We start from the raw sequence: 26,869 nt of genomic DNA, 5'->3' as shown, positions 1-26,869 counted from the left end.
GTTCTACAGGGGTTTGCTGGCGGATGGCAAGCGGAAGGATTTGGCGGCTGGCATCACTCGACGCTGGAGCGGTGGCGTCGCTGGCAGTGTCGGGTGGAAGGGGCGGATTGCCGAGCAATGGGACAACGAAAAAGAAGTTGCCACCATGCGTTTGCTGGTCGGAGGCGATCTTCAATTCTTCGTGGACTTTGAGCACTCGTTTAATGCGCCCGTGAAAAAATGGATAGAAGCGTAGCTCGCGAACGGGCAGCTCAAGGCACTTCGGACGCATTGGATCGACGTTAAGCTACCCGATCAAGCAACCGCGCGAGCGCTCATGCTGGCCGAGCGTGAGCGATCGGACAAGATCAGACAGGAAGGCTATGCGCGGCGAGCCATCGCCAATGGCGGAAAACAATCGACGGAAGAACAGAACCAATGATGCTGAATACTTTGACCATGACGCCTGAGCAGGAGCTGGATGCGCGTGCCAAAGCATTTTACCTGCTCAAGAAATGGACAAGCGTTACGTTCCTGGACCATGCAGTTAGTCTGTACAGGGACTTTCTTCACGCGTATGCCAAGCAATTGGACACGCCGAGCCCAAATCAGGAGGAATCGGAGGCAGCGTATGTCAGCGATTTCCTGAATGCGTTGGTGAGGATGGATCAAGGCATTGAGACATTGCGGCAAGGTGCCGACAAGCGCTCGGCTTACGATGCGCTCATAACGGGTAGCGAGAAGGGCGGGGACCTTTTGTTCGGGCGGAGTGCGCACGAGGTCGGTCGAACATATGATCCGTTTTTCCACGCGCTTGGCGTGAGGGATACGAGGTTTTCGGATTTCGAATATGCAACGGGGTATGCGGAAGGGGCGTGGATTGAAGAGTTGAGCTGTCAGGCGCTCAAGTGTACTGTCGGGCTCGATTTTTCCGAATACCTTACCTATGGCAAGCGTGCCGACGGCGGTACTCGTGTGTTCAAGCATTGGACGTATGAATCGTTGTTCCAGGATCCGTTATTTCCTGCTTGGCGATATTGGCCACCCGGTCGTACCTATCCCGCATCGCTTCCTCCCTGTCCGCCCAAGAACGAATCCGCAAGCGGCGAGGTTTGCAGCGATCAGGAGATTCCTGTCGAGGGTATCTGGGAACCATGGTTTCCGGCTGGCAAGGTTGGATGTCCGAGTTACTTCCTCAAGGGCAGTATCGCCCACAAGTACCTGTTGGAAGGTACCAACGACGAACATGTGGTGCGCTGGCGGCTATTGTGGGAAGACAAGCGTTATCGGGACGGCAGCATCCCGGCAGAGGAGGAGACCTACCTCCCCAAGCCTGCTGCGCAACCAAGGCTACGTGTCCTGCCCGGGGAGCCTTGTCCGCGCGCCGGCTATTGGCAAAGTCCTGCCGTGAAAGATTCGGTTTATGTCGAGGCCGGAACGCCTATGCCAGGACCTCAACGCACGGCATGGGGAATGGTCATTTGGCATTACTCGGACCCTCAGCCGAACAATTGAATCGCGATTGGAACAAGAGCACGTCGATCGGCCCCGACGAAGGGGTGTTGCGTCGTTGGCCGCAGCAACTCTAACTCGGGCGTCAAGCCACGCAGCAGGGCAGATGGTTTGTGTGGTTTTCGATGTGCCGTGCTTCTGTTCATACGCGTAGAGGGTACGAGCCCAGCATCTCGACAGCGAACGAATGGCGCTATGCGAGCACGTCGACTGCAACGTGAGGCGGCCCGCCAGCCAATGTCGAAAATAGACGAGTCGGCGTCGGAAGCATACAAGCCCGGGTAAAGCTTTCGAACTAACGTGACAGGTCTTTCATACGATCGTCAGTCTGGAGCCGACATGTCCGATTTCATCACCGTTCTGCGCAAAACCTGCCCGACGCCTGTCGTTGACGCGACCAAGTGGAAGCGCATCGGCGGCGATCCGCACACCGTGAACCTCAACGCGTACGTCTCGAAGGACGGGAGCAAGATCATGGGTACCTGGATCTGCACGCCGGGCAAGTTCGAGGTGAATTACGAAAAATGGGAGTACTGCCACTTCCTCGATGGCTACTGCATCATCACGCCGGAAGGCGAGGAGCCGGTGCACCTGAAAGCCGGCGACGTGTTCGTGATCGAACCCGGCATGAAGGGGACGTGGGAAGTGGTCGAGACGGTGCGCAAGTACTTCGTATTCGCCTGAGTTTGTCTGAGCGGGCCGGTCGATTCTCCCGGCGCGGGCTATTCTCATCGCCTTATCTTGTCCCGGTCCCCGAAGCCAGGAGTGGCGAACGAGAATTCCGCCTCGATCAACGTCGCCCAGGTTCGGAAACAGTGCGCCGAGCGTGGTTATACGCTCGGCGTTCTGCTTTCCGGCTGCAACACGTGATGAAGGCGACGCGCGGTTGTCTGATGACGGCGCGATGACGCTCGCCGCCCGTCCTGCACGCTGTCACGCAAACCCCTAAGATGCAGCGATCCGTCCATCATTTCCGCTGCTGCGCGCGAAGCTTGCGCCCGCGCCGGACGTCCCTCCGGAGCCCCGACCATGCGCATCACCGCGGTCCACGAACGCGCGATTCCCGTATCCCGCTATGCCGATCCGGCGATTCCTTCGGGCGGCCTGACCACGAGCATCGTCGCGGTCGTCACCGACGTCGTGCGCGACGGCCGACCGGTGACGGGCTACGGCTACGCGTCGATCGGCCGTTTTGCGCAGAGCGGCCTGATCCGAGAACGGTTCGCGCCGCGTCTGCTGGCTGCTGCCGATACGCTCGCCGACGAAGCTGGTGCGAACCTCGACCCGTTCCGCGCATGGCGCGCGATGATGGCCGGCGAGAAGCCGGGCGGGCACGGTGAACGCTGCGTCGCGGTTGGCACGCTCGACATGGCGATCTGGGACGCCGCCGCGAAGATCGCCGAGCTGCCGCTGCATCGCTTTCTCGCCGATCGTCTACAACGCACGGCAGCACCACGCGTGCGCGTGTACGCGGGCGGCGGCTACCGCTATCCGCACGACGACCTCGCGCGCCTGTCGGACGAGATGCGCCGGATCGCCGATCTCGGCTACACGCACGCGAAGATCAAGATCGGCGGGGTGGATTTCGATCAGGACCGGCGCCGCATCGACGCCGCTGCCGCGCAGTTGGCAGGCCCTTCGCATCTCGCGGTCGACGCGATGAACACGTACGACGCGACGACCGCCCACGACGCGGCCGAGATGCTCGCGCCGTTCGACCTTTGGTGGTTCGAGGATATCTGCGACCCGCTCGATCTGCCGCTTCAAGCAGACGTCGCCACGCGATACGCATCGCCGATTGCGGCCGGCGAAGCGCTGTTCTCGCTCGCGGAAGCGAAGCTGCTCGACCGCTACGGCGGCTTGCGCAACGACCGCGACGTGCTGGTGTTCGATCCCGTGCACAGCTACGGGCTGCTGGGCTATCTGCAGATCGTCGATCACTTCGTGTCGCGCGGCTGGCGGCGCGATGCGTTCTGGCCGCACGGCGGCCATCTGTTCTCGCTGCACGTCGTCGCGGCGCTCGGGCTCGGCGGTGCGGAAGTCAGCCCGTTCGCATTCCATCCGTTCAGCGGGCTCGCCGATGGCGAAATCGTCGATGCGGGATACGCGCGCGTGCCGCAGGCGCCGGGTATCGGATTCGAGTTGCATACCCACGCGCACGACGTACTTCGCGCGGTATCGGAATCGGCGCCGATAGCGGGCCGCTGACGCCTACAGCGCGTCGATCGCGTACCGCGGGCATTCCCTGCTCGCTCAGGCTGCTGTCCGAGCGCGCCGGTGTTTCGCGCCGTTCAGGCGTCAGGACGGGTGGGCGCCCGGGGTGATGTCGCTATGTAAAGGCGATAGCGCCGCGTCACACGCCGCCGAGCGCATGCACGCCGACGAGCAGCAGCGCGCCGATCGCGATCAGCAGCAGCGCATGAACACGCGTGTAGATCACGCACAACGTCGACGCCGCCGCGATCGCGCGGGCGGCCCAGCCGCCGTCGAGCGTCCGCAGCAGCACCCATACCGACGCGACGATCATGCCGGCCGCGACGGGGCGCAGGCCGGTTTCGAGCGCGATCTGCCAGCGCGCGCCCCGGTGTCGCCGCCATAGATGCGCGACGCCGTAGATCAGGAACGCGGTCGGGCCGAACAGCGCGAGCGTCGCGATCACCGCGCCCCAGAAGCCGGCCACCTGCCAGCCGATCAGCGTCGCCAGCAACGAGCCGGGGCCCGGCGCCATCCGCGCGATCGCGAAGTCGTTCACGAATTGCGTGGCGCTCATCCAGTGATGGACATCGACGACTTGCCGCTGGATGTCCGCGATGACCGCCTGCCCGCCGCCGATCGTCGCGATCGACAGCGGCGCGAATACGCCGAACAGGGCCGCGTAGCGCGCCGATGCGTTCATCGTGCGTCGCTCCCGACCGGCGCGGCGGCCGCACGGCGGTATTCGAGCGCGACGCTCAGCGTGCCGCCGATCAGCACGGTCCATACGAGCGGCCAGTGCAGCACGGCGACCGACACGAACGTGAGCGTCGTCACCGCGAACGGCAGCACGCGGCGCGGCAGCCGGCGCACCGCGGTGATCGCCATCGAGATCGACAGCCCGATCGCCGCGGCCGCCGCGCCGGCGAGCGCGACGTGCGCGAGCGGGAAGCGCGTGAGGGTCGAGAACGCGATGCCGAACAGCACGATCAGCACGGCCGACGGCGCGATGATGCCGGTGAAGCCGGCCACCGCGCCGCGCCATCCGGCGAGCCGGTAGCCGATCCAGATCGCGAGGTTCTTCACGTTGACGCCCGGCAACGCCTGCGACAGCGCGAGACCGTTGAGGAACGCGTCTTCGTCGAGCCAGCGCCGCTCGTGCACGAAGTCGCGCAGCATCCGCCCGCTGAGCCCGCCGCCGAAGCTGGTCAGGCCGATCTGCGCGAATGCGATGAACAGCGCGAGGGCGCCCGGCGGCGGTGTGTCGCCCGCGGGCGGTGCAGTGGGAGTCATGGCGGAGGGCGAGGGCATCGGGCGGGTGGCGCGGGGCGATCAGGCGATCGCCCATGTTATCAAGCGCTGCCTGTCAGCACGCTGACACGGGGTTCGGCGCAGGGCGGTGCAACCCGCGCCCGATTTGACGCGTACGAACGCGCCGCGCAATACGCCACGCAGTTGCGTTGCCGATGCGGCGCGACGCCCGAACCGGCGTATGATCGCGACGCCACTCGCGCAACGTTCGACGCCACCGCTTCTCCATCATGCCGCCTTCCGATCCCGCTGATCCCGCCGATTCCATCGCGCCGCTTCCCGCCGATCTCGTCGCGTCCGCCGTCGACGCGCTCGCGCGTGCCGACGCCTTGCTCGTCACGGCCGGCGCCGGCATCGGCGTCGATTCCGGGCTGCCCGATTTTCGCGGCACGGACGGCTTCTGGCGCGCGTATCCGGCGCTGCGCCACGAGCGTTTCGAATTCCACGAGATCGCGTCGCCGCACGCATTTCGTGCGCGTGCGCCGCTCGCATGGGGATTCTACGGGCATCGTCTCGCGCTCTATCGCGCGACGACGCCGCACGCGGGCTTCGCGATCCTGCGCCGCTGGATCGACGCGATGCCGAACGGCGCCTTCGTGCTGACGAGCAACGTCGACGGCCAGTTCCAGAAAGCCGGCTTCGAGCCGGCACGCATCGTCGAGATCCACGGCTCGATTCACGCGATGCAATGCCTGCGCCCGTGCACGGACGCGACGTGGGACGCGGCGCCGTTCGTGCCGGAAGTCGACGAAGCGACGTGCCGCCTGGTTGGCGACATGCCGCGCTGCCCGCACTGCGGCGGTCTCGCGCGGCCGAACATCCTGATGTTCGGCGACACCGGCTGGCTCGGCGCGCGCTACGACGCGCAGGAGCGCGCACTGGAAGACTGGATCGCGCAGGCCGGGCGCGTGGCCGTGGTCGAGATCGGCGCGGGCACCGCGATTCCGACCGTGCGTCTGCTGAGCGAACGGCTCGGCGCCGACGTGATCCGCATCAACGCGCGCGAGGCGCATGCGCGCCGGGCGGACGTGATCGGGCTGAAGGGCGGTGCGCTGGCGACGCTGAACGTGCTCGACCGCGCATGGCGCGGCGGCTGAGCCCCGCGCTTCGCGCCGACCGGCGCCGAAGCCGCGTGATGGCGGCCGCGCGACTACGGCCGCGCGACGAGCGCCTGCACGAGCGCCGGCGCGATCGGTGAACCGAGGCCCGTCACGTAGTCGTAGCCGCCCGCCGCGTTGCAGATGCTGCCGCAATTGCCGTTGGACCCGGTCGTCACGTCGTGAAAGTCGCTGCCGTACGCGGTTTTGCCGACGGTATAGAGCGTGTCGTAGGTGCCGCTCAACGCTTTCTTGCCGGCCGCCGCGCGCAGCGAATTCGCGATCGCGACGAGCGCCGCCCATTGCGGCGCACCGGCGCTCGTGCCGCCGACCTGGAACCAGCCGGCCTGCCCCTGATAGGCGACCGAGTCGTACACCGCGAAACCGCTGGACGGATTCGCGTCGTAGCTGACGTCGGGCACGCCGCGCTTGCCGGCCACCGGAACCGGCCATGCGGTCTGGCCGGCCGGCTCGGCTTCGATGCCGCTCACGCCGCCGCCGCTGCCGCTCCATGCCGCCTCGCCGATGTAGTTGCCGGCCGTATCGGACGACAGCGTCGTGCCGCCGACGGACATCACATAAGGCGACGCGGCCGGGTATTCGGTGCCGGTGCCGCTGTCGCCGGACGACGCGACGAACGTGACGCCGGGTGCGTTGAAATGGCTGTCGAAGCCGGTCTCGCTGCTGAATTCATTGCCGCCGAAGCTCATCGACACGACCGACGCGCCGCGCTTGACCGCGACGTCGACCGCGGCCAGCAGGTCGTTGAAGCTGGCCGACGCGGCTTCGACGAGCAGGATCTTCGCCTTCGGCGCGATCGCGTGGACCCATTCGACGTCGAGCGAGATTTCGAGCGCCCAGCCTGAATCGGTCCTGGGCCGCCCACCGCGTGCGTACACCTTGGTGAAACAGCCGTTCGACGACGTGCAGGCCGGCAGCGAGAACGCATTGCTGAACACGCCGAGATCGGATTCGATCTTCGGGTGGTCGTACGCGTCGACGATCGCGACGACCATCCCGTCGCCCTGGTTCGCGATCGTGTCGAATCCGTATGCATGCCGCGTGAGTGCCGGCGTGAGGCCGGCGATCGCGGCCGCGCTCGCGCGCGACTTCGTGTGGAACGGCGGGCGGGCAAATCCGTTCGGTGCGCGGTGGCCTTCGACGTAGGATGGCGGCCCGTTGCCGTCGGCGAGCGCACCGCCGGACGCGAGCAGCGACGCGCACAGCGCCGGAATCAACATGGACGACAGGCGGATATCGTTCATTTTTCGAGTCTCCATGTCGATGGAGTGGGGTGGCGAAACGATTTTACGAAATCGACGGCGGTAATTGCATCGAATATCGGCCGGATACGGGAATGTCTGATAAGGGAAAGTACGTGGAGCCCACGTAGGACGGGAATTCCACGGGGTTGGTCCGAGCCGGATCGAACGGTTTTATCGGTTTTTAAAAATCTGATAAATAATCGGCCGATTCAGAATCGATTTGTCATGTCGGATGAAATTGCCTGGTAAATGTTCGCCGCGGCGCGCGGGTGGAAATCGTGAAAGGCATCATGCGCTCGCGACGCGATCCGATGCCTGTCGGCCCGGTTCGTCGGCATTGCCGGTGTGGCGCGATTACGCATACAGTTCAGCGTAGGCCGCGTGCGCCGCGCGGCGCCGTCACTGAGGGGTGCCCTTGTTCTATTCGATCGTCGCGATCTTCGTCGGCGCCGGCCTCGGCGCGTTGCTGCGCTGGTTCCTGAGCCTCGCGCTCAACGCCTGTTTTCCCGCGGTGCCGCTCGGCACGCTCGCGTCGAACCTGATCGGCGGCTACGTGATCGGCGTGGCCGCCGTCGTGTTCACGGTCCGCGTCGGGTTGCCGCCCGAGTGGCGGCTGTTCGTGATCACCGGTTTTCTCGGCGGCCTCACGACGTTCTCGACCTATTCGGTCGAAGTGATGACGCACGCGCTCGAGGGCGAATTCGGATGGGCGTTGGCGGTGGCTGCCCTACACTTGACTGGATCGTTCGCGCTGACGGCGCTCGGCATGTGGACCGCGCGCGCGTGGCTCGCGGCGGCCTGAGCGGGCCGCCATCGGAGGGAGCGATGGACAGGGTCTTGTTGCGCTTCTACGTGCACGAGCAGCATCGGCTGCACTGGAAGCCGCTGTGGGAGTGGCTATTGGAAGAGGCGAACCGGATGGGTGTCGCGGGCGGGTCCGCGTTTCGCGCGATGGCCGGTTTCGGCCAGCATCGCGTGCTGCACGAGGATCGCTTCTTCGAACTGCAGGGTTCGCTTGCGATCGAGGTCGAATTCGTCGTCACCGAGGACGAGGCGCAGCGGCTGCTCGAGCGGCTGTCGCGCGAGAAAGTGCGCGTGTGCTACGCGATGATGCCCGCGCGGTTCGGCGTGATCGACACGCTCGGCGTACCGCCGGCGCGGGGGCCGGCGGCGTAGGTGTCGCGCCTGATCAGATGCCGAACATCGTCAGCGACACGGCGGCGCGCGTGACGATCATCAGCAGCACCTGCACGATCACGAACAGCAGGATCGGCGACAGGTCGATGCCGCCGAGGTTCGGGATCACACGGCGCAGCGGGTTCAGGAACGGCGCCGTGAGCTGGTAGAGGATCGGCATCGCCGGCGAGCGCGGGTTGAGCCACGACAGCAGCGCCATCAGGATCGTCATCCAGATCACGAGGTTGAGCGCCCACTTCACGACGGTGAGCAGCGCGACCACGACGAGCGTCGCGATCACGGCGGCCGGATCGAAGCCGGCCATCACGACCATCAACACGACGTAGACGAGCGCGGTGAGCAGCGCGGCGACGACGCTGGCCCAGTCGATGCCGCGTACGCCCGCGATCACGCGGCGCAGCGGCAGCACGAGCCAGTTGGTCGCCTGCAGCACGGCTTGCGTGACGGGGTTGTACGGCGGCACGCGGACGGCCTGCATCCAGACGCGCAGAATCAGCGCGGCGCCGAATAGCGTGAAGACGGTATTGAGCAGAAAACGGGCGATCTCGCCGAACATCGTTGGCATCCTTTTTATTACAGTCAGTAGCGTGCGGCCGCCAACGCCGGTTGGCGGCGCATCGGCCGACACCTTATCACGCCTCGTCTCGCGGCGGGGAGGGGTGCGCGGCCACGCGCGCGAGCGACGTTTCGACGGCTTCGGCCAGCGCCGGCAGCGACGCCGGCGGCGTCGCGCGCTTCGCGGCGAGCGCGATCGCGCGGCGCGTGAGCAGCGCATACAGCGCCGCGTGATCGCCGCCGCGCGCCTCGAGCAGCGCGAGCTGGCGCTCGACGATGCCCGTGTCGCCGCGCGATACCGGGCCGGCCAGCGCATTCGCGAGCCCCTTGTCGCGCGCGGTCTCGATCGTGCCGGCGAGCATCGGCAACAGCGCGCGCAGCGCGGCGTCCTCGTCGAAACCGAGGCCGCGCCACAGCTCGACCGCTTCCGACAGCCCGCACAGCGCGAAGCTCGCCGCGTAGTGGGCGGCCGCGTGATACAGCATCCGGCCGCCGGCCGGAATCGACAGCGGATGGCAGCCGAGTGCGGCGGCAAGTCGCAGCAGCGTCGCGTGCAGCGCACCTTCCGCTTCGATCGTGACCGAGCAGCCGTCGATGCGCGCGAGGTCGGCGTCGGTGCCGCCGAACAGATAGAGCGGATGGAAGCCGCCGGTGGCCGCGCCTTGCTGCTTCGCCGGATCGAGCAGCGTGACCGCCGACGCGCCGCTGCAATGGACGACCGCCTGGCCGGCGGCGCGCGATGGGTCGAAGCGCAGCGCCGCGGCGCTCGACGCGAGATGATCGTCGGGTGTCGTCACGAAGATCAGGTCGGCGGCGTCGGCCACCTGCTGCGGCGTGTCGACCGCGCGGCAGCCGTCGATGCGTGCGGCGAGGCCGGCGGCCGACGCAGGTGTGCGGCTCGCGATCGCGACGACCGGGAAGCCGGCCTGCGCGAAGCGCTGCGCGATACAGCGCGCGAGGCGGCCGGCGCCGATGAAGCCGAGGCGGGGTGTGTCGGGAAGCGGCATGGCAGCGGCGGTAAGCAAAAACGAGGCAGCCGCCAGTATCGCAGGAATGATGCCGGTGCCGTGAAAGGTCGGTTGCGGAGCCGCCGCACGTATGAATGACCGACGGCGGCGCGATTCGGGCCGGCCGACGCTCGGGATGACGACCGCATCAGGATCGCGGAATCCGACCCCGAAACACCGCGCGCCCGTATCCCGCTTGAAATGTCGGCATCTCGTCTTTAATTTGTAATCGTTCATTACGTACGCGCGCCCCGCGCCCGCGACGGATCCGGTAAGACTGACCGGTCGTTGTGTGGCGACCCGTCTCCTCGGACGGAATCGCGCGACCCGCAAGGGGCGCCGCCCGCGCCGGGTATCGCGCCGCACGGCGGCTCCGGCCGCGTGCGATTGCAATTTGCAACAAATGCCCGATACGCGCGGGGCGGGTTTTCGCTACATTGCTTCCATGCGACGTGCATGCCCGCCGTTGCCGACAGGGAGCGCCTAAAATACCGCTCCAGCAGGAGAATCGAAGTGAAAAAGCTCATTCCGTTCATCGCCGCCGCCGCGCTGGGCCTGGGTGCCGCAAGCGCCGCGCAGGCTCACGTGTCGATCGGGGTCGGCATCGGTGTCCCGGTCGCGCCCGCTTATCCCGTCTATGCACCGCCGCCGCCCGTGTATTACGCGCCGCCGCCTCCGCCCGTCTACTACGCGCCGGCGCCGGCCTACTATGCGCCGCCGCCCGCCGTGGTCGTCGGCGGCTACTACGGTCGCCCGTACTGGCGCCACGGTTATGGCGGCTGGGGCCATCACGGCTACTGGCGTCGCTGATTCGCCCCGCGCGGCCTGACCGCGCATGGCAAAACGGCGCAACGTCCCGCGAGGGGCGCTGCGCCGTTTTTCATTGGGGCCGCCGTTACGTGCGTGGCTGCGCGCAGCGCGGCCGCGATTACGCCGCGTGCACGATCAGGTCGCGGTAGCCGCCGACGATCACGCTGTACGAGAAGTACGCGAACAGTAGCGCCGACGCGACATGGCAGGCCCGCATCAGCCCGGCGCCCGCGCGCTTGCGGCCCTGGCTCGCGAGCGTGCACATGAAGAGCGTCCACGCGAGGCCGCCGAGGAAAAAGCCCGTCAGGAACACCGACGCGGTGGCGGGAGTGGTCGCACCGGCTTTCGCGATCAGCGCGCCGCCGACCGCCGCGAACCACAGGATCGCGCTCGGCGACGACATCGCGAGCAGCATCCCGCGCATGAAACTGCGCCGCGCGCTTGCCCGCGGCGGAAGCGGGGCGTCCGCATCGTCGTCGGCCGCTTTGGCGGGCGCGAGCGCTTCGCGCGCCATCTTCCACGTGAGGAACAGCAGCACCGCGCCGCCGCCGATCCATACGATCCAGCGCACGGGTTCGAACTGCAGCAGCACGGCCATTCCCGCGAGCGCGAGCGCCGCGTACACGAGATCGCCGACGCACGATCCGACGCCGAGCCAGAAGCCCGGCCGGAAGCCGTGCGACAGCGTCAGCGACAGCATCGCGACATTGACGAGGCCGATATCGAGACACAGCGACAGCGACAGAAAGAATCCGTCGGACAGCATGGAGGCGGGTGGAAAGCTCATCTTCTGGGTGCGTGCGACGATTGCGATGCGCGGGCCGGCGGGCGCCGGCCGCGTGGCGTCAGAGGCCGATCTCCTGCCACAGCCGGTCGACGCGGGCCTTCACGGCCGCATCCATCTCGATCGGGCGGCCCCATTCGCGGCTGGTTTCGCCCGGCCACTTGTTGGTCGCGTCGAGCCCCATCTTCGAGCCGAGTCCGGCCACCGGCGACGCGAAGTCCAGATAGTCGATCGGCGTGCTGTCCACCATCACCGTGTCGCGTACGGGGTCGACGCGCGTCGTGATCGCCCAGATCACTTCCTTCCAGTCGCGGATGTTCACGTCCTCGTCGACGACCACGATGAACTTCGTATACATGAACTGCCGCAGGAAGCTCCACACGCCGAACATCACGCGTTTCGCGTGGCCCGCGTAGCTCTTCTTCATCTGGACGATGGCCATCCGGTAGCTGCAGCCTTCGGGGGGCAGGTAGAAGTCGGTGATTTCCGTGAACTGCTTCTGCAGCAGCGGCACGAACACCTCGTTGAGCGCGACGCCGAGCACCGCGGGCTCGTCGGGCGGCTTGCCCGTGTAGGTCGAGTGGTAGATCGCGTCGCGACGCATCGTGATGCGCTCGACGGTGAACACCGGAAACCACTCCTGCTCGTTGTAATAGCCGGTATGGTCGCCGTACGGCCCTTCGAGCGCGTGCTCGTACGCGGTCGCCGCATTGCCGGCCGGCCGCGGCGGTGCGCCGGCCGGAGCGGGGGCAGGGGCGCCTTCCTGCGGATGAATGAAGCCTTCGAGCACGATCTCCGCGCGCGCCGGCACCTGCAGCGTGTCGACGCCCGGCGTCAGGCACTTCGCGAGCTCCGTGCGGCTGCCGCGCAGCAGGCCGGCGAACTGATACTCGGACAGCGAATCGGGCACGGGCGTCACCGCGCCGAGCGTCGTGGCCGGATCGGCGCCGAGCACGACCGCGACCGGATACGGCTTGCCGGGATTGCGCAGCGCGAACTCGCGGAAGTCGAGCGCGCCGCCGCGATGCGCGAGCCAGCGCATGATCAGCTTGTTGCGGCCGATCAGCTGCTGCCGGTAGATGCCGAGGTTCTGGCGCGCCTTGTTCGGCCCGCGCGTCACCGTCAGGCCCCACGTGACGAGCGGCCCCGCATCGCCGGGCCAGCAGGTCTGGATCGGCAGCTTGTTCAGGTCGACGTCGGCGCCTTCCCAGACGATCTCCTGGCACGGCGGCGACGACACCGACTTCGGCGCCATGTCCCACACCGCCTTCGCGAGCGACAGCAGCTTGCCGGCGTCCTTCAGGCTCTTCGGCGGATCGGGTTCCTTCAGCGCGGACAGCAGGCGCCCGAGATCGCGCAACGAACCGAGCGCGGCATCGTCGCCCGCATCGACGCCCATCCCGAGCGCGACGCGGCGCGGCGTGCCGAACAGGTTGCCGAGCACCGGGAATGCATTGCCGGGCGGCGCGTTGAACAGCAGCGCCGGGCCGCCGGCGCGCAGCACGCGGTCGCACAGCTCGGTCATTTCGAGCACGGGCGACACGGGCTGCGTGACGCGCCGCAGTTCGCCGAGCGCCTCGAGGCGCTGAATGAAATCGCGTAAGTCTTTGTATTTCATGAAGAAGGTCCGGGCCACCCGCATGAGTGGGCAGCGATGGGCGGGGCAGCGGCCGGCTGCGACCCCGAATTGAGCGACGATTTTACCCCGTGCAGCCGTGCGGCCGCCCCGGCGGAGAAAAAGTCGATCGCGCGCAAACCCCTTACGGCACGGGACTTGCGTTCTGAAGAGGGGTTTTAAATTACTTTTTGTTATAGATTTGAGTTTTTATAGTGTTGACGATCTATAAAACCCTGCTAGAATCCGCTCACATTGGTTGCAGGGTAAAAGGCTTCGAGCCGCCAATCACCGATCTTTGACGCAGCGCGTCACCGTCCGCCGAATCCTGCACGGCGTCTTCGACGGCCTTTGTCGTAGTCCCAGCCAGCGCCACCAGACGCTGGTTTTTTGCGTGGGTGCCACCGCGTATGCCCGTCTCGCCCAGTGTGTGCGAAGGCGCCGGCCTTCTTACACCGTGGCCTCGAACGGTACTTATACCGTTTCCCCGATGCTTGCGCGTCCCAACCAAGGCGTGCGGCGTCGTGATTCCGCGGCGCGTTTTCTGTCTCGCCTTCGAGCTGAGCGAGCCGCACGAGTCATGTTCATGGGAGATGATCTGAATGAACGCTTGGTTATCGTGGCGTCCCACTGAGCAGCATGCGCAAATCGTGCGCAACTTGCTGCGTCGCGGGACGCGTGTCAGTCACCATCTATTCAGCGTTGTCGGCTGTTTCGCCGTCGCGGTTGCGCTTGCACTGTGGCTGCTGCCAACCGTCCGCGGCACGCTCGCCGCGAAGCTGATGCCGGTCGTATCCGCGGCCGTGCAGGCCGGCCCGGCCCGTCTGCTGTCCGGCCATCCGCTGCCGAACTTCGCGCCAGCCGGTGTGCAGCCGCAGCAGGAAGACAATCCCGAAACGGATACGCTTGCGGTCGGCCTCGATGTCACACCGGAAGCTGCCGCGCAGGGCGCCCAGGGCGATGCGTCCGATCCGGCCCGCACCGGCCCGTCGCCGGTCGCGCTGGCCAAGCTGATTCCGATTCAGCGGGTGGCGGCCGATGCGCGCGACGATCGCGCGCTCGCGTCGAACCGCGAACAGGCGCTCGTCGCCACCTACCTGTCGCGCCGTTACCGCGTCGCGCAGGAGCCGCTCGGTCAGCTCGTCAAGGCGGCGTTCCAGACCGGCCGCGACGTCGGCCTCGATCCGCTGCTGCTGCTGTCCGTGATGGCGATCGAATCCGGCTTCAACCCGTACGCCGAAAGCGGCGTCGGCGCGAAGGGCCTGATGCAGGTCATGTCGAAGGTCCACTCCGACAAATTCGAGTACTTCGGCGGTACCGACACCGCGCTGCAGCCGCTCGCGAACCTGCAGGTCGGCGCGCTGGTGCTGAAGGACTGCATCGCGCGTGGCGGCTCGCTCGCGAACGGCCTGCGTCTGTACAACGGCTCGACGAACCCCGACGACAATGGCTACGGCTCGAAGGTGATGGCCGAGCGCGCCCGGCTGCGCGACGTCGCGCGTGGCCGCAACGTGCCGATCAATGCACCGCAGGCGCCTGCGCAGCCCGCGAAGCCGATCGTCACCGCCGCTGCCGTGACGGCCGCGGCAGGCGGCGCGAAGCGCGTACATGCGACGCTCGACGGCACGACGTCGGTCAAGGCGGCGCCGAAGGAAGCGGCTTCGCAGGACGACGCGAGCGTCGATACCGCGAAGCAGTCGCGCGGCGATCATTCGGAGCTCGGCGCGTAACGCGTCACGTCCGCCGTGCGGCTGCGGCCGGCAGGACATGAAAAAGGCACCCGATTCGGGTGCCTTTTCGTTTTGCGGTACGGTGAAGTGGCCGCGGCGTCAGTGTCGACCGAACAGCGTCGCGAGCCGGTCGACGGCCTCTTCGAGCCGCGAGTAGGCAGTCGCATAGGACAGGCGGATATAGTCGCGCGGCGCATGGACACCGAAGTCCATGCCCGGCACCAGCACCACGCCCGCGTCGTGCAGCATCGCCTGCGTGAGCGCGGCGCTGTCGCCGGCCGCCGGGTGCGCGACGCCGCCGCAATGCGCATACACGTAGAACGCGCCGTCCGGCATCACCGGCACCGTGAAGCCGAGCCGCTCGAGCGCCGGTGCGATGAAATCGCGGCGGCGCTTGAATTCGAGCCGGCGTGTTTCGTAGATGTCGAGCGTCGCGGGTTCGAAGCAGGCGAGCGCCGCATGCTGCGCGAGTGCGGACGGGCAGATGAACAGGTTCTGCGACAGCTTCTCGAACGTGCCGACGAGCGCGGGCGGCACGACGAGCCAGCCGAGCCGCCAGCCCGTCATGCTGAAATACTTCGAGAAGCTGTTCACGGTGATCACGTCGTCGCCGAACGACAGCGCCGACACGGGCGCGGCGTCGTAGCTGAGCCCCTGGTAGATCTCGTCGACGATCGTGAAGCCGCCGCGTGCGCGTACCGCTTCGACGATTCGCTTGAGTTCGTCAGGTTCGAGCGACGTGCCGGTCGGGTTCGACGGCGACGCGAGCAGCACGCCGCGCGTGCGCGCGTTCCAGTGCGTGCGGACGTCGTTTTCGGTGAGCTGGAAGCGCGCGTCCGGGCCGCTCGGCACGAGCACCGGGCGACCTTCGGCCGCCGCGACGAAGTGCCGGTTGCACGGGTATGACGGGTCGGGCATCAGCACTTCGTCGTCGCGACCGACCAGCGCGAGGCACGCGAGCAGCAGCGCGGCCGATGCGCCGGCCGTCACGACGATCCGCTCCGGGCCGATCGTGAGGCCGTATGCACGTGCATAGTGCGCGGCGATCGCCTCGCGCAGCGGCGTAATGCCGAGCGCGCTCGTGTACTGCGTGACGCCGCGGCGCAGCGCAGCCGCGGCGGCCTCGACAACCGGCTCCGGCGCGGTGAAATCCGGCTCGCCGATGCCCATGTGGATAACATCGCGCCCCAAGGACTCGAGCCGCTGTGCCTCCTTCATCAGTTCCATCACGTAGAAGGGCTGGATCGCGTCGACGCGTGCGGCGAGCGTGACGAGCGAATCGGCGGTGGTATTCATCGGCGGGCAGGGCGGGGAGAAAAGAATGAAAAACGGGCGCTTGCGCGCCCGTGGACCAACCAACGGTATCAGCCGTTGCGACGCGCCTGCGTTTCGGCGGGGCGCAGCTTCGCGGCCAGCTTGTCGAGCACGCCGTTCACGTACTTGTAGCCGTCGGAACCGCCGAACGTCTTCGCGAGTTCGACGGCTTCGTTGATGATCACGCGGTACGGCGTTTCGACGTGGTGCGTGAGCTCGAACGTCGCGATCAGCAGCACCGCGCGTTCGACCGGCGACAGCTGATCGATCGGACGGTCCAGCGACGGCGCCAGCGCGTCGACGAGCGTCGCATGCTCGCGGATCACGCCGTGCAGGATCGCTTCCAGCAGTTCCTTGTCAGCCTTGTCGTAACCGAGCGCGCCGCGCAGTTGCGCGTCGATCTCGCCGGAGGGCGCGTTCGACAGCAGCCACTGGTACAGCCCCTGCGTCGCCAGCTCGCGCGATTGTCGGCGGGCGCTCTTCTTCATGCGCGCTCCTCTTCGTCGTCTTCGTCTTCCTCTTCGTCCTCGTCGTCGCCGAGCTGGTCGAGGGCCATCGTCAGGTTGGCCATCTCGACGGCGACGCGTGCGGCGTCACGACCCTTTTCGGTCATGCGCGCGACGGCCTGCTCGTCGGTTTCGGTCGTCAGGACCGCGTTCGCGATCGGCAGGTTGAAATCGAGACCGATGCGGGTGATGCCCGCGCCGCTCTCGTTCGACACGAGTTCGAAGTGGTAGGTCTCGCCGCGGATCACCGCGCCGAGCGCGATCAGCGCGTCGAACTGGCCGCTTTCGGCGAGCTTCTGCAGCGCGAGCGGGATTTCCAGCGCGCCGGGCACCGACACGAGAAGCACGTCTTCACCGGTGACGCCGAGGCGCTCCAGTTCTTCGACGCACGCGTCGGCGAGGCCGTTGCACACGGGTTCGTTGAAGCGCGATTGCACGATGCCGATACGCAGGCCGTCGCCTTCGAGATTCGGTTGGTATTGTCCGATTTCCATGATCTGGTCCGTGGTGTGGATGAACGGTTATAGGGCGAAAGCGCCGTGGCGGGTTACGCGTGGGACGCCGGGCAGGACGTGGCTTCGCCGCCGGGCATCGGAATGAAGCCCGTGACTTCGAGGCCGTAGCCGGACATGCTGCCCAGCTTGCGCGGATTCGACAGCACCTGCATCTTGCCGACGCCGACATCGCGCAGGATCTGCGCGCCGATGCCGAACGTCTTGAAATCGACCGGCCGGCGCTTGAGCGCAGCGGCCTTTTCTTCCTCGTCGAACGCCTTGAAGACGTCGATCAGGTGTTCCTTCGTGTCGCCGCAGTTGAGCAGCACGATCACGCCGAGGTCGCGTGCGGCGATCTCGCGCATCGCCGCGTCGAGCGTCCACGAGTGGGTCGACACGCCCGTCTCGAGCAGATCGAGCACCGACAGCGGCTCGTGCACGCGCGCCGGCGTGTCGACGTCGGGCGACGGCGTGCCGCGCACCAGCGCGATGTGCGGCGAGCCGCTCGGCTGGTCGCGGTACAGCACCGCGCGGAACGTGCCGTGCGCGGTCTGCATCGTGCGCTCGGCGATCCGCTCGATGATCGACTCGGTGCGGCTGCGGTACTGGATCAGATCGGCGATCGTGCCGATCTTCAGGTTGTGTTCCTTCGCGAATTCGATCAGGTCGGGCAGGCGCGCCATCGTGCCGTCGTCCTTGATCACCTCGCAGATCACCGCGGCCGGTGTGAGGCCCGCGAGCGCCGTGAAGTCGCAGCCGGCTTCGGTGTGGCCCGCGCGCACGAGCACGCCGCCCGGTTGCGCCATGATCGGGAACACGTGGCCCGGCTGCACGATGTGCTCGGGGCGCACGTCGTGCGCGACCGCCGTGGCGATCGTGTGCGCGCGGTCGGCGGCCGAGATGCCGGTCGTCACGCCTTCGGCCGCTTCGATGCTGACCGTGAACGCGGTGCCGTACTGCGTGCCGTTGCGGTAGGTCATCAGCGGCAGGTGCAACTGCTTGCAGCGTTCCTGCGTCAACGTCAGACAAATCAGGCCGCGGCCGTACTTGGCCATGAAGTTGATCGCTTCCGGCGTGACGAATTCGGCGGCGATCACGAGGTCGCCCTCGTTTTCGCGGTCTTCTTCGTCGACCAGGATCACCATCCGGCCGGCTTTCAGCTCGGCGATGATGTCGAGCGTGGAGGCGAGCGTCATAAGGGGGCGAGAAAGAGGAAAGTGCGTATTTTACGCCAGCCGGACGGCGTTTCGGCTGGCGCGGGCCGCGCGGGGCCGGCGAGCCTGCCGGAAAGCGGTGCGGCCGGCCCGTGAAGCAGGCCTGCCCGGACTGCCCCTGCCGCGCTGGCGGGCGGCCATGGGGCGCTCCGGGCCCGGCCGCGCGTCACGCGTGGTCGTTGCGGCCGCCGAGGTAGTCCAGCTTGCCGAGTTCGACGCCGCTGTGGCGCAGGATGTCGTACGCCGTCGTCACGTGGAAGAAGAAATTGGGCAGCACGAAATTCAGCAGGTACGACTGGCCGGTGAACTCGATCGGGCCGACGCGCATCTTCAGTACGATCTGGCGCGCCTCGCTGCCGTCGATCTGCGCGGCGTCGAAGCTTTTCAGGTAGTCGATCGTCTTCTGGATGCGCGCATGCAGTTCGTCGAAGGTTTGCTCGACATCCGGGTAGCTCGGGATCTCGGCGCCGGCGAGCCGCGCGGCGCAGCCCTTGGCCGTGTCGGTCGCGATGTAGACCTGGCGGACGAGCGGCAGCATGTCTGGATAAAGGCGTGCACCGATGAACACAGACGGATCGATCTGCTTCTCGGCCGCATGCGCCTGCGCCTTGCCGAGGATGTGCTGCAGGTTGGTGAGACCGCGGATCAGGACGGGCAGCGAAGCCTGGTACATCGAGATGGACATGGGGACGACTCCAATGGGAAGAATGGCGGCCGCTACGCGGCGCGTCGTACGTGGCGGCATGGGAACCGCTGTCGACGCATCTTAGCGCGGCGGCATGACCCGTGCGCGTCGTTGGCCGTTCGGCCAGGTGTCGGCTGGCCGGACGGCCAACGAGCGAACGCGATCGCGATGCTGTCGCTTGGGATGGCCGACGGGGCGGCCCAGCATGAAGTAGGGCCGGAGCAACGCTCGGTGGAGCGACGGGGCTGCGGCGACGCCCCGACAATGCCGGGCCGAACCGTCAGCCGTCGTTACATCATATATGGGACCGAACTGCCCGATCAGTCCTGCTGGACGCCCTGCGACGCCGACAGCATCCGCTCCACATACCGCGCGATCATGTCGACTTCGAGGTTGACCTTGTCGCCGGCCTTCACGTGACGCAGCGTCGTGACTTCGACCGTATGCGGAATCAGGTTGATCGAGAATTCGCAGCCGTCCGCGCGATCGTCGACCGTATTGACGGTCAGGCTCACGCCGTTCACCGTGATCGAGCCCTTGTACGCGAGATAGCGGCCGAGCTCGCGCGGCGCGACGATTCGCAGTTCGTGCGACTCGCCGACCGGCGCGAAGCGCGTGACGGCGCCGAGGCCGTCTACATGGCCCGACACGATATGCCCGCCGAGGCGGTCGTGCGCGCGCAGCGCCTTCTCCAGGTTCACTTCGCCGGGTTGCGCGAGACCGACCGTCCGGTTCAGGCTTTCGCGCGACACGTCGACGTCGAACGTGGTGTCGGTCTTCTCGATCACCGTCATGCACGCACCCTGGATCGCGATGCTGTCGCCGAGCGCGACATCCGCCAGGTCGAGCCCGCCGGCCTGCACGGTCAGGCGCACGCCGGCTTCGGCCGACGTGCCGAGCGCGGCGATCGATTCGATGCGGCCGACGGCCGCGACAATTCCGGTAAACATCGTGACGATCCCGTTCAGTGAGAGGCGTCGGGCGGCGTGAGCCGCGCGAGGATCCGCAGGTCGTCGCCGATCCGCTCGAACCCGTGGAACGACAGCCGGGTGCGCGCATCGAGGCTGGCCGGCGCGGCGAGATCGAACATGCCGGCCGCGTCGGCGCCCAGCAGGCTCGGCGCCAGATAGACCAGCAATTCGTCGACGCACCGCTCGCGCAGCAGCGAACCGTTCAGCTTGTGGCCGGCCTCCACGTGCAGTTCGTTCACGCCGCGCGCGCCGAGCGCGGCCAGCATCGCGGGCAGGTCGACCTTGCCGTGCGCATTCGCGAGCGGCACGATTTCCGCGCCGCGCGACCTCAGCACGTTCGCGCGGACTTCGCCGGCGGCGTCGAGCCGGCCGCAGAAAATCAGCAGCGGCGCGCCTTCGAGCAGCCGCGCGTCGAGCGGCAGGTCGAGGCGGCTGTCCACCAGGATGCGTTGCGGCTGACGCGGCGTGTCGATGCCGCGCACGGTCAGCAACGGATTGTCCTCGCGCACCGTGCCGATGCCGGTGAGGATCGCGCACGCGCGTGCGCGCCACGCGTGCCCGTCGAGGCGCGCTGCCTCGCCGGTGATCCACTGGCTTTCGCCGGACGGCAGCGCGGTGCGGCCGTCGAGCGACGCGGCCGTCTTCATCCGCACCCACGGGCGGCCGCGCGTCATCCGCGACACGAAGCCGATGTTCAGCTCGCCGGCCTCGTGCGCGAGCAGCCCGCAGCGCACGTCGATACCCGCGTCGCGCAGCATCCCGAGGCCGCGCCCCGACACCTGCGGGTTCGGGTCTTCCATCGCGGCGACGACTTTCGCGACGCGCGCGTCGATCAGCGCGTTCGCGCACGGCGGCGTGCGGCCGAAATGGCTGCACGGTTCGAGCGTCACGTAGACGGTCGAGCCCGCGACGTCGTAGCCGCGTGAGCGCGCGTCCTTCAGCGCCTGCACTTCCGCGTGATCCTGGCCGGCCGGCTGCGTGAAGCCTTCGCCGATCACGTCGCCGTCCTTGACGATCACGCAGCCGACGCGCGGATTCGGCGCGGTCGTGTACATGCCGTGCGCGGCGAGCGCGAGCGCGCGCTGCATGTGGGCGAAATCGGTATCCGAGAACATGCGCGCGGCCCCGGGTCAGGCGGCGAGTGCCGCGAACGCGCGGCGCGCGGCCGCGAGCGTCGCGTCGATCACCGCATCGTCGTGTGTGCTCGACACGAAGCCGGCTTCGTATGCGGACGGCGCGAAGTACACGCCCTCGTCGAGCATCAGGTGGAAGAAGCGGTTGAAGCGCGCGATGTCGCTCTGCGTGACTTCCGCGAAGCTGCCCGGCACGCGCTCGGCGAAGTACAGGCCGAACATCGCGCCGATCGAGTCGGCCGCGAACGGTACGCCGGCCGCGCGCGCTTGCGCCGCGAGGCCGTCGGCGAGCCGCTTCGTCTGCGCGGTGAGCGCGTCGTAGAAACCCGGCGCCTGGATCAGTTGCAGCGTCTTCAGGCCCGCGGCGACCGCGATCGGGTTGCCCGACAGCGTGCCGGCCTGGTAGACGCCGCCGAGCGGCGCGAGGTGGGCCATGATGTCGCGGCGGCCGCCGAACGCGGCGGCCGGCATCCCGCCGCCGATCACCTTGCCGAGGCAGGTGAGGTCGGCCGCGATGCCGTAGTACGCCTGCGCGCCGCCGAGCGCGACGCGGAACCCGCACATCACCTCGTCGAAGATCAGCACGGCGCCGTGCTTCGTGCACAGCGCGCGCAGCGCGCCCAGGAATTCTGGCGTGCCGCGCACGAGATTCATGTTTCCGGCGACCGGCTCGACGATCACCGCGGCGATCTCGTCGCCGAATGCGCCGAAGGCTTCCTCGAGCGCGGCGACGTTGTTGTATTCGAGGACGGTCGTGTGCTTCGCGATGTCGGCGGGCACGCCGGCCGAGGTCGGGTTGCCGAACGTCAGCAGGCCCGAGCCGGCCTTGACGAGCAGGCTGTCCGCGTGGCCGTGGTAGCAGCCCTCGAACTTGACGATGCGGCTGCGGCCCGTGAAGCCGCGCGCGAGACGCAGCGCGCTCATCGTGGCCTCGGTGCCGCTCGACACCATGCGTACCTGCTCGATCGACGGCACGAGCTTGCAGATTTCCTCGGCGATCTCGATTTCCGCTTCGGTCGGGGCGCCGAACGAGAAGCCGTCGGCGAGCACGTTCTGCACGGCCGACAGCACTTCCGGATGGACGTGGCCGACGATCATCGGGCCCCACGAGCCGATGTAGTCGATGTACTGCTTGCCGTCGGCATCCCAGAAATACGGGCCTTGCGCGCGCGCGACGAAGCGCGGCGTGCCGCCGACCGACCGGAACGCGCGCACCGGCGAGTTGACGCCGCCCGGAATGGTCTTCTGGGCGCGTTCGAAGAGAAGCTGATTGTTGGACATGAGCGAAACCTGCGAGAGAAGGGCGCGGGGGCCGGTGCACGGGCCGCGGCGCCTGGGCGGAACGATCGTCCGATTGTACCGGAGACGCGCGCGGCAAGCCCGCCGGCCGGTCTGCGGCCTTTCGGCGCGCGGCATCGGCCGGCCGGAAAGGCGCGCGTGATGCGACCCCGGTTTCCGCTTATCGCGGCGGCTTGCGCTTGCCGGTCAGTTCGGCCCAGCGCTTTTCGAGCGGGCCTTCGACCATCGGCTTGATCGACGTGCCGGAGCTCTGCGCATCCCAGGTCTGGACCGAATACGGATGGACGCGCAGCGCGTCGCGCGCGATTACGACGTCCTGATGCGCATCGACCAGCCAGTCGTACACGAAGTCAATGCACAGCCGGTAGCCGCGCTTCGTCGACGGATCGGGCACCTCGTACGGCGCGCGCGTCACGTAGCCGGAGCCGAACACGCCCTTCGGTTCCTTCGCGACGCGGTGCAGGAACACGCGGTCGCCCGGCAGGATGCCGCGCGCGAAGCCGCAGCCCCACACGTCATGCACGGCCTCGCCGGCCTTCACGCGCGCGGCGACGTCGGGCAGCTCGGGCCACGGCCATTTCTTGGGGCTCCAGATCAGTAGGAAAGCGGTCATCGGGTGGGTCGTACGTCGAATGGTCAGACGAGAGAGGCAAGCAGCAGCAAGCTTAATCGAATCCGCCCGCGCGTTCGTTCGGCGCATGACGAACGTGGGTGTTTCGCGGGGTGCCGCCGCACGCTGCCCAAGGCACGCAAAAAAGTTGCGCGTACAATCATGGGCCTGAACGCGTCGCTTGCGGCGCGGCTTCCCGTCTTCACCGCCACGCGCGCCCCGAAGCGCGCGGGCTCCCATTCCGGATACCCATGTCTCACGTCGTCCGGCGCCGGCCCGATGCCCGGCTGATCCTGTTGCTCGGCGCGCTCGCGGCCTGCGGGCCGATCGCCACCGACATGTACCTGCCGAGCCTGCCGTCGATCGCCGACAGCTTCTCCGTCAGCGCCGGCGCCGCGCAGCGCACGCTGACGAGCTTCATGGCCGGCTTCTCGATCGGCATGCTGCTGTACGGCCCGCTGTCCGATACGTGGGGCCGCCGCCCCGTGTTGCTCGGCGGCATTGCGCTGTTCACGCTCGCGAGCATCGGCTGCTTCGTGTCGGGTTCGATCGACATGCTGATCGTCGTGCGTTTCCTGCAGGCGCTCGGCGCCGGCGCCGCGTCGGTGCTCGCGCGTGCGATCGCGCGCGACGCGCACGAGCCGAGCGATGCGGCGAAGGTGCTGTCGATGGTCGCGATCGTCACCGCGGTCGGGCCGCTGCTCGCGCCGCTGATCGGCGGCCAGATCCTGCGTTTCTCCGGCTGGCGCGGCGTGTTCGTCGTGCTGGCCGTGTTCGGCGCGATCTGCGCGACGACCGCGTACCTGCGCGTGCCCGAAACCTGGCCGAAGGAGCGGCGCAAGAGCGCGGCCGTGCTCGCGTCGTTCGCGTCGTACGGGCGCATCCTGTCCGATCCCGTCGCATGGGGGCACATGCTGTGCGGCGGGATGGCGTTCGCGTCGATGTTCTCGTACATCACCGCGACGCCGTTCGTGTACATCGAGTATTTCCACGTGTCGCCGCAGCACTACGGGCTGCTGTTCGGCCTGAACGTCGTCGGGATCATGATCGGCAACTTCGCGAACACGCGGCTCGTCGGCCGCATCGGCTCGCTGCGCATCATCTCGGCCGCATCGCTCGTAAGCTGCATCGCGTCGCTCGCGGTCGCGTTCGTCGCGCTGACGGGGTTGGGCGGGCTGTGGTCGATCGTCGTGTGCCTGTTCTTCGTCGTCGGCGTGGTCGGGATCCTGTCCGCGAACTGCACGACCGACCTGATGCACCGCTATCCGCACAACGCGGGCGCGTCGGCGGCCGTGTTCGGCGCGATGCAGCTCGCGCTCGGTGCGCTGGCGAGCGTCGCGATCGGCGCGCTCGCGGACGGCACGCCGTTCGCGATGGGCGTGACGATCGGCGTTACCGGCGTGTTGTGTTTCGTCGGGCGTTATCTGGTGCTGCGCTGGCACGGACGGCCGGTGAAGGCGGGAGCTTGATTCGCTTGGCGGGATAGGTGGGCGGGCAGGTGTTCGGATGCGTGAACGCAGCCGCGTCGCTAGGTGCTTCTCAGTGTGTCGCGTACGGTAGCTTGTTCACGAGATATCCATGACGGTTCGCGGTAACCCCAATACCGCATCTAATTTCCAGTCGACACTTTTCTCTGTCATGGGCTTGAACCGCGGGTTTCCAGGCAGGGTTCGATGCGTCGATAGTCACTCCTGCCCCGTCCCGCCGCCTTTGCGTTGCCAAAGTTGGCGAAGGAGAGCAGGTTTCTCAATGTGCTCGCATCGATTTTAAACGCCTCCGCCAGAATCCCTTTTGACTGGGGGGCTCTTCGCGCTTTTTGTCGGAAGAAAGGTAGTCGAACACAAAATTCGAAATTCCTTCTATTGTGGGTGGACAGTCTGGGTTGTTTATTATTGGCATGTTGAAGTGGCGAAACACCGATAACAAGAATAAGGAGATGTCATCATGATATATTTTAAAATCGTCAAGTATGTTCGTGTTTTTTGACACTTCGCCGCGGTCGATGAATGCAATTTCCCTTACAAAAATGTCGATTACGGTTTCAATGATTTTTTCTTTCGAGGGTGGTGCTTGATGTTTGGTTTCCGTGTCTTGCATCATACGCGTACTTTCCTGTGAGGGCTGCATCAATCACAGTTTGCAATCGAACCGAGCCGCAATAATAACTTCGGGAAAAACCTAACTCCAATGTCGCTGATGATCTGATGATATTTGTGTACTTGCTTGAATTTCCTGTCACTGGATTTCCAAGCAACGATTTTTTGATTGGGATTCCTCCTGCTCCGACTAGAATCGTTGCCCCGGTCAGGCCGTAATACTCTTTTGCGAATTTCCATAGATCTGCTCCGACGGATCCGGTCGATTTTCCCAGGTTGAGGGACGTCGAGGAATATAATAATTCATAGTCGAGCTTGTTTTAGGGGGGCAATAATCCCGCTCGTGTTGGTGGGAAATCTGCTGAATTCGAGTGGTAGTTGTGATGTATTGGGTGTGAAATTTCTGTCGGTTGATCGATTTATTTCTTTCGTCGCGGAAACATCGCCTAAAAAATAAACTGGTCTGTTTGTCGAGGTGCAATCAGCGCGGCAGCGCTTTCCAAGCGCTGATTGTTCCACTCTCCATCCAAAATAGCCTGATAGAGCATGCCTAGAGTCAGTGGTGCTTTGTCATATTTTTCTCGGCGTTTTCTGGAGAAAACCATCCGCGCCACTTCAACCAAGCTAAAGCCCTCTCCTGAGAAGTAGCGATTGAACTCAAAATCTTCGACCTGCACCGGAAATTTATCGAAGAAGCTCTCCATAAACTCGATCGCATCGTCACCAGTGATATCCAAATCACCCTCGACGGCATGACCTTTTGTGAGAATTTTTTTGGGACTAACATCGGCCTCCCTTCTCACAAAATCCTCGAACTCGTTCCATGTAAACTGGCTCAAGGCATACCTCTCTCCGCAAACTGGATGAACGTGATGCTGTCGATGCCAACCGGGGCTCCGTGAGAAACGCGTCATTTCTCGCGTCGGACCGGGATGGCGGCATCACGCGGAGTGAAGGAAGTTACCGAGCCTGGGCGACTGCTGACAATTGGACTTGTTCGAAAATGGGAGCGTGTACGAACGTATGACGTCACGCGCGCCCTCGGCAGAAGGCGTCGTCGATACCTGCCGAGCCCCTGTTGTTCGCGCCGGTGCCGCTCATGCGAAACACCCCGAACGCCGGGCTTGAATCCAGCGTTCGGGGTGTGGTGGATCGACGGCGTTTCGCCGAAGCGTCAATCCCACGCGACGTCCTTCGCCGCCGGCGAAGCCCCATGACTCAACCAGTCGAGCACGTCGGCCGTTTCGTCGTCGGTGGCGCGTGCCCGCGCCTGCGCGACCGCCTCCGGCAACTCGCCGTTGGTCGACGCGCGACGGATCGCGGCGCCGACCGCGAGGATGTCGATCATCAGCAGATGCAGGACCCGCGAGATCATCGACAACTGCGACTCACGCATCCCGATGTGATCGGTTTCGAGCGTGACGGTCGCGCGCGAACGCGATTCTTGCGATGTCCTGGTCCGAATGCGCGAGAGCAGCGAAGAGCGACTACA

General features: G+C 66.3%; 28 protein-coding genes and 1 pseudogene. 10 read left to right on the top strand and 19 right to left on the bottom strand.

Annotated elements, in window-relative coordinates; translation table 11 throughout:
- The first annotated feature begins 13 nt into the window (after positions 1-13).
- The 4 genes from KPB06_RS20245 (at position 14) to KPB06_RS20230 (ending at position 3,699) form a co-directional block, all read left to right on the top strand.
- Positions 14-235: a hypothetical protein gene (locus KPB06_RS20245; RefSeq protein ID WP_257219975.1), complete on the top strand. Its 222-nt coding sequence runs from the start codon at positions 14-16 to the stop codon at positions 233-235.
- A gap of 182 nt (positions 236-417) precedes the next feature.
- Entirely contained in the window at positions 418-1,494 is a 1,077-nt protein-coding gene (locus KPB06_RS20240; RefSeq protein ID WP_275906254.1) for an Imm71 family immunity protein, read from the top strand.
- A gap of 336 nt (positions 1,495-1,830) precedes the next feature.
- The gene (locus KPB06_RS20235) at positions 1,831-2,175 is read left to right on the top strand and encodes a cupin domain-containing protein (protein WP_059448122.1); all 345 of its coding nucleotides are present in this window, start codon (positions 1,831-1,833) and stop codon (positions 2,173-2,175) included.
- 345 nt (positions 2,176-2,520) lie between these two features.
- Positions 2,521-3,699 (top strand): mandelate racemase/muconate lactonizing enzyme family protein, encoded by a 1,179-nt coding sequence (locus tag KPB06_RS20230; protein WP_275906253.1) that lies wholly within the window; start codon positions 2,521-2,523, stop codon positions 3,697-3,699.
- 145 nt (positions 3,700-3,844) lie between these two features.
- Here the strand turns inward: KPB06_RS20230 and KPB06_RS20225 are convergent, their stop codons facing one another.
- Positions 3,845-4,387: a chromate transporter gene (locus KPB06_RS20225; RefSeq protein WP_124658302.1), complete on the bottom strand. Its 543-nt coding sequence runs from the start codon at positions 4,385-4,387 to the stop codon at positions 3,845-3,847.
- A complete protein-coding gene (locus tag KPB06_RS20220) occupies positions 4,384-4,995 on the bottom strand; it encodes a chromate transporter (RefSeq protein ID WP_124658303.1) in 612 nt (203 codons plus the stop codon). Before KPB06_RS20220 ends, KPB06_RS20225 begins: the two co-directional genes overlap by 4 nt.
- Before the next feature lie 230 nt (positions 4,996-5,225).
- Between KPB06_RS20220 and KPB06_RS20215 the strand changes: the two genes are divergently transcribed.
- Positions 5,226-6,092 carry an SIR2 family NAD-dependent protein deacylase gene (locus KPB06_RS20215; RefSeq protein WP_226224106.1) on the top strand — a complete coding sequence of 289 codons (867 nt, stop codon included), beginning with the start codon at positions 5,226-5,228 and terminating at the stop codon, positions 6,090-6,092.
- Between the two features lie 53 nt (positions 6,093-6,145).
- Here the strand turns inward: KPB06_RS20215 and KPB06_RS20210 are convergent, their stop codons facing one another.
- Entirely contained in the window at positions 6,146-7,357 is a 1,212-nt protein-coding gene (locus KPB06_RS20210) for a S53 family peptidase (RefSeq protein WP_275906252.1), read from the bottom strand.
- A 415-nt stretch (positions 7,358-7,772) separates the two neighbouring features.
- Between KPB06_RS20210 and crcB the strand changes: the two genes are divergently transcribed.
- Together crcB and KPB06_RS20200 are read left to right on the top strand one after the other, a co-directional pair.
- Positions 7,773-8,159 (top strand): fluoride efflux transporter CrcB, encoded by a 387-nt coding sequence (gene crcB / locus KPB06_RS20205; RefSeq protein WP_059574149.1) that lies wholly within the window; start codon positions 7,773-7,775, stop codon positions 8,157-8,159.
- A gap of 23 nt (positions 8,160-8,182) precedes the next feature.
- Entirely contained in the window at positions 8,183-8,533 is a 351-nt protein-coding gene (locus KPB06_RS20200) for a DUF190 domain-containing protein (protein ID WP_226224105.1), read from the top strand.
- Between the two features lie 13 nt (positions 8,534-8,546).
- Here the strand turns inward: KPB06_RS20200 and KPB06_RS20195 are convergent, their stop codons facing one another.
- Together KPB06_RS20195 and KPB06_RS20190 are read right to left on the bottom strand one after the other, a co-directional pair.
- Positions 8,547-9,110, bottom strand: coding sequence for a YggT family protein (locus KPB06_RS20195; RefSeq protein WP_006488584.1), 564 nt, complete (start codon positions 9,108-9,110; stop codon positions 8,547-8,549).
- 76 nt (positions 9,111-9,186) lie between these two features.
- Positions 9,187-10,116, bottom strand: a complete 930-nt coding sequence (locus tag KPB06_RS20190) for a Rossmann-like and DUF2520 domain-containing protein (protein WP_226224103.1) — start codon at positions 10,114-10,116, stop codon at positions 9,187-9,189.
- Positions 10,117-10,629: 513 nt separating this feature from the next.
- Between KPB06_RS20190 and KPB06_RS20185 the strand changes: the two genes are divergently transcribed.
- Positions 10,630-10,926 carry a hypothetical protein gene (locus KPB06_RS20185; RefSeq protein ID WP_059574146.1) on the top strand — a complete coding sequence of 99 codons (297 nt, stop codon included), beginning with the start codon at positions 10,630-10,632 and terminating at the stop codon, positions 10,924-10,926.
- A gap of 118 nt (positions 10,927-11,044) precedes the next feature.
- Here KPB06_RS20185 and KPB06_RS20180 read toward each other — a convergent pair whose 3' ends face one another.
- Positions 11,045-11,713, bottom strand: coding sequence for a LysE family translocator (locus tag KPB06_RS20180; RefSeq protein WP_059641723.1), 669 nt, complete (start codon positions 11,711-11,713; stop codon positions 11,045-11,047).
- Positions 11,714-11,771: 58 nt separating this feature from the next.
- A complete protein-coding gene (locus KPB06_RS20175) occupies positions 11,772-13,328 on the bottom strand; it encodes a UbiD family decarboxylase (RefSeq protein ID WP_099316153.1) in 1,557 nt (518 codons plus the stop codon).
- A gap of 599 nt (positions 13,329-13,927) precedes the next feature.
- Here KPB06_RS20175 and KPB06_RS20170 point away from each other — a divergent pair.
- Positions 13,928-15,055: a transglycosylase SLT domain-containing protein gene (locus KPB06_RS20170; RefSeq protein ID WP_275906251.1), complete on the top strand. Its 1,128-nt coding sequence runs from the start codon at positions 13,928-13,930 to the stop codon at positions 15,053-15,055.
- Positions 15,056-15,154: 99 nt separating this feature from the next.
- On the opposite strand, the gene KPB06_RS20165 is transcribed toward KPB06_RS20170, so the two are convergent.
- From KPB06_RS20165 to KPB06_RS20125, 9 genes are all read right to left on the bottom strand, one after another.
- Positions 15,155-16,351, bottom strand: a complete 1,197-nt coding sequence (locus KPB06_RS20165; RefSeq protein WP_060312980.1) for a pyridoxal phosphate-dependent aminotransferase — start codon at positions 16,349-16,351, stop codon at positions 15,155-15,157.
- Positions 16,352-16,419: 68 nt separating this feature from the next.
- Positions 16,420-16,857, bottom strand: coding sequence for a transcription antitermination factor NusB (gene nusB, locus KPB06_RS20160; protein ID WP_059638876.1), 438 nt, complete (start codon positions 16,855-16,857; stop codon positions 16,420-16,422).
- The gene (gene ribH, locus KPB06_RS20155) at positions 16,854-17,369 is read right to left on the bottom strand and encodes a 6,7-dimethyl-8-ribityllumazine synthase (protein WP_034206641.1); all 516 of its coding nucleotides are present in this window, start codon (positions 17,367-17,369) and stop codon (positions 16,854-16,856) included. The genes nusB and ribH overlap by 4 nt, the downstream gene beginning before the upstream one ends.
- Positions 17,370-17,422: 53 nt before the next feature.
- On the bottom strand, positions 17,423-18,565 hold the full coding sequence (gene ribBA, locus KPB06_RS20150; RefSeq protein ID WP_059574141.1) for a bifunctional 3,4-dihydroxy-2-butanone-4-phosphate synthase/GTP cyclohydrolase II: 1,143 nt from the start codon (positions 18,563-18,565) through the stop codon (positions 17,423-17,425).
- A gap of 184 nt (positions 18,566-18,749) precedes the next feature.
- On the bottom strand, positions 18,750-19,268 hold the full coding sequence (locus KPB06_RS20145) for a DUF1993 domain-containing protein (protein ID WP_059574140.1): 519 nt from the start codon (positions 19,266-19,268) through the stop codon (positions 18,750-18,752).
- 320 nt (positions 19,269-19,588) lie between these two features.
- Positions 19,589-20,218, bottom strand: coding sequence for a riboflavin synthase (locus tag KPB06_RS20140; RefSeq protein WP_059574139.1), 630 nt, complete (start codon positions 20,216-20,218; stop codon positions 19,589-19,591).
- A 14-nt stretch (positions 20,219-20,232) separates the two neighbouring features.
- On the bottom strand, positions 20,233-21,354 hold the full coding sequence (ribD, locus tag KPB06_RS20135) for a bifunctional diaminohydroxyphosphoribosylaminopyrimidine deaminase/5-amino-6-(5-phosphoribosylamino)uracil reductase RibD (protein ID WP_124859584.1): 1,122 nt from the start codon (positions 21,352-21,354) through the stop codon (positions 20,233-20,235).
- A gap of 15 nt (positions 21,355-21,369) precedes the next feature.
- Positions 21,370-22,653: a glutamate-1-semialdehyde 2,1-aminomutase gene (gene hemL, locus KPB06_RS20130; protein WP_060313002.1), complete on the bottom strand. Its 1,284-nt coding sequence runs from the start codon at positions 22,651-22,653 to the stop codon at positions 21,370-21,372.
- A 178-nt stretch (positions 22,654-22,831) separates the two neighbouring features.
- Complete coding sequence (locus KPB06_RS20125; RefSeq protein ID WP_034182952.1) at positions 22,832-23,284, bottom strand: hypothetical protein; 453 nt, start codon at positions 23,282-23,284, stop codon at positions 22,832-22,834.
- Between the two features lie 248 nt (positions 23,285-23,532).
- Between KPB06_RS20125 and KPB06_RS20120 the strand changes: the two genes are divergently transcribed.
- Positions 23,533-24,750 carry a Bcr/CflA family multidrug efflux MFS transporter gene (locus KPB06_RS20120; protein ID WP_059574136.1) on the top strand — a complete coding sequence of 406 codons (1,218 nt, stop codon included), beginning with the start codon at positions 23,533-23,535 and terminating at the stop codon, positions 24,748-24,750.
- Positions 24,751-25,027: 277 nt separating this feature from the next.
- Here KPB06_RS20120 and KPB06_RS20115 read toward each other — a convergent pair whose 3' ends face one another.
- From KPB06_RS20115 to KPB06_RS20105, 3 genes and pseudogenes are all read right to left on the bottom strand, one after another.
- On the bottom strand, positions 25,028-25,381 hold the full coding sequence (locus tag KPB06_RS20115; RefSeq protein ID WP_275906250.1) for a hypothetical protein: 354 nt from the start codon (positions 25,379-25,381) through the stop codon (positions 25,028-25,030).
- A 442-nt stretch (positions 25,382-25,823) separates the two neighbouring features.
- A complete protein-coding gene (locus KPB06_RS20110; protein ID WP_275906249.1) occupies positions 25,824-26,216 on the bottom strand; it encodes a DUF1493 family protein in 393 nt (130 codons plus the stop codon).
- Between the two features lie 335 nt (positions 26,217-26,551).
- Positions 26,552-26,812: pseudogene (locus KPB06_RS20105) on the bottom strand (bifunctional transcriptional regulator/glucokinase); the annotation flags it as partial.
- Positions 26,813-26,869 lie beyond the last annotated feature (57 nt).

This window comes from Burkholderia semiarida, assembly GCF_029268935.1.
In the GTDB taxonomy this organism is placed as follows: Bacteria; Pseudomonadota; Gammaproteobacteria; order Burkholderiales; family Burkholderiaceae; genus Burkholderia; species Burkholderia semiarida.
Note: the sequence above shows the minus strand (reverse complement) of the source record. Positions and strands in the feature narration are given on the sequence as shown.